Raw genomic sequence first — 2,356 nt, 5'->3', positions numbered from 1 at the left:
GCGATCGAGACCCGCTGGCGCTGGCCGCCGGAGAGCTCGTGCGGATAAGCCTGCATGATCCGGTCCGGCTCGGGCAGGCGGACATCCGTGAACAGCTCGCGGACCCGTGCCCGGGCAGTGCCGGCAGGCTGGCGCCGGTGCGCCTGGATGGCCTCGATCACCTGGTCGCCCACGCGCATCAGCGGATGCAGCGTGGTGAGCGGATCCTGGAAGACATAGGCGATCCGGCCGCCACGCAGCCGCCGCAGCTGGCCGGGCGGTGCGGCCAGGAGGTCGTCGTTCTCGAAGCGCACCGTGCCGCCGGTGATCACGCCCGGCGGCGAGGGTACCAGCCGGGCCAGCGCCAGTGCCGTCACCGACTTGCCCGAGCCGGATTCGCCGATGATGCCCAGGCACTCGCCGGGCGCCACGGCGAGGTCGACGCCCTGGACGGCGAGGCTCCGCCCCGACCCGGTGTCGAAGGCAATCTTCAGGTTCCGGACGTCCAGGAGCGTGTCCGTGCCACCGTCAGGCCCGGCCGTCGCCTGCGGCCGCTCGACCCTGGTCGCGGCACCCGGCTTGCCGGGCAGGCCAGTGCGCAGGCGGGGGTCGATGGCATCGCGCACGCCGTCGCCGATCAGGTTCATGCTCATCACGATCAGGAACACGAGCAGGCCCGGCACGGCCGCCACGTGCGGCGCATTGATCAGCACCTTGCGGCCCTCGCCCAGCATCGAGCCGAGGTCGGCCTGGGGCGGCTGCGAGCCCAGGCCCAGGAAGGACAGGCCGGCCGTTTCCAGGATCATCCAGCCGATCGTGGTCGACACGGTGATCACGATCACCGGCATGACGTTTGGCAGCACCTCCTGCAGGAGAATACGCGCCCCGCCCATGCCGGAGAGCCGCGCCGCATCCACGAACTCGCGATGGCGCAGGCCGGCCGCCACGCCGCGCACGTTGCGGGCGAAGAACGGGATGTTGACCACCACCACCGCGTAGAGCGCGTTGAGCAGGCCCGGCCCCAGCACCGCCACGATCGCCAGCGCCAGCAGGAGATAGGGGAACGCCATCAACGTATCGATGCCGCGCATCAGCAGCGTATCGGTCCAGCCGCCGAAATAGCCGGCCAGCAGTCCCACCGTGGAGCCCAGCAGGGCGGCTAGTAGGGACGCGGCCACGCCGACCGCGAGGCTGAGGCGGGCCCCCCAGACCAGGCGGGCCAGGAGATCGCGGCCGAGCGCATCGGTGCCGAGCCAGGCACCTTCGCTGAACGGCGGCAGGAGGCGCCGCGCCGGATCGGTGGCATCCGGGTCGGCCAGCGGCAGGACGGGTGCGGCCAGCACCACCGCCAGGATCAGCGCCAGCACGAGGAGGCCGGCTGCCGCCATCCGGTTGCGCAGCAGGCGCGCGAGAAAGCCCCGGGCAGCGTTCATGCGGCGATCCTGGGATCGAGCAGGCGCTGCACCACATCCGCCAGGAGGTTGAACAGCACATAGCTGGCGGCCACCACCAGCACGCCGCCCTGCACCAGCAGGATGTCGCGGGTGCCGATCGCATCGACCAGCATCCGGCCGATGCCGGGCCACTGGAATACCGTCTCGATATAGACGGCCCCGCCCAGCACGAAACCGGCCTGGATGCCGATCACCGGAATCACCGTCACCATGGCGGCCTTCAGCGCATGGCGGAACACCACGCCAAGCTCGCTCACCCCCTTGGCGCGCGCAGTGCGCACGAAGTCCTGGCGCAGCACCTCGAGCATGGCGGAGCGGGTGAGCCTGGCGATCACCCCGGCCGCCACCACGGCGAGCGTGATGGCCGGCAGGACTAGGTGCCAGAGCAGGTCGACAAAGCCGCCACCGCCATAGATCGCGTACATGCCGCTCACCGGCAGGAGCCGCCAGCGCACCGCGAACAGGAGGATCAGGAGCAGGCCCAGCCAGAAGCTCGGCAGGGAGATGCCGATCAGCACGGCGAAGGTCACCAGCTTGTCGGCCAGGCCGTACTGGTAGACCGCGGACACGATCCCGGCGAGCAGGCCCAGCACCGAGGCCAGGACCAGCGCCGCACCCGCCAGGATCAGGGTCGCCGAGAAGCGCTCCAGCACCTCGTCCAGCACCGGCCGGTTCAGGCTGTAGGACCGGCCGAGATCGCCCGTGACTACGTTGCCGAGCCAGGTGAGGTACTGGACGGGTAGGCTCCGATCCAGGCCGAGGTCGCGGTTGATCCGCGCGACGTTCTCCGGGGTCGCATAGGAGCCGAGGATCGCCTGGGCCGGGTCGCCCGGGATCAGTGCCATGATCAGGAACACGATCAGGCTGAGCCCGAACAGGACCGGCAGCAGGGCCAGCAGGCGGCCCAGGACATAGGCGGGCAA

At 70.6% G+C, this 2,356-nt stretch carries 2 protein-coding genes; both read right to left on the bottom strand.

All coding sequences use genetic code 11. From position 1 onward, the window contains the following. Positions 1–1,412, bottom strand: a 1,412-nt coding sequence (locus tag VNS22_RS16730; RefSeq protein WP_325734386.1) for a dipeptide/oligopeptide/nickel ABC transporter permease/ATP-binding protein, incomplete at its 3' end; no start/stop codon positions are given. Continuing rightward, positions 1,409–2,356: ABC transporter permease (locus VNS22_RS16725; protein ID WP_325734384.1), on the bottom strand; the 948-nt coding region annotated here is incomplete at its 5' end. The genes VNS22_RS16730 and VNS22_RS16725, both read right to left, overlap by 4 nt.

This window comes from Geminicoccus sp. (assembly GCF_035556675.1).
Classification (GTDB): Bacteria; Pseudomonadota; Alphaproteobacteria; order Geminicoccales; family Geminicoccaceae; genus Geminicoccus.
Note: the sequence above shows the minus strand (reverse complement) of the source record. Positions and strands in the feature narration are given on the sequence as shown.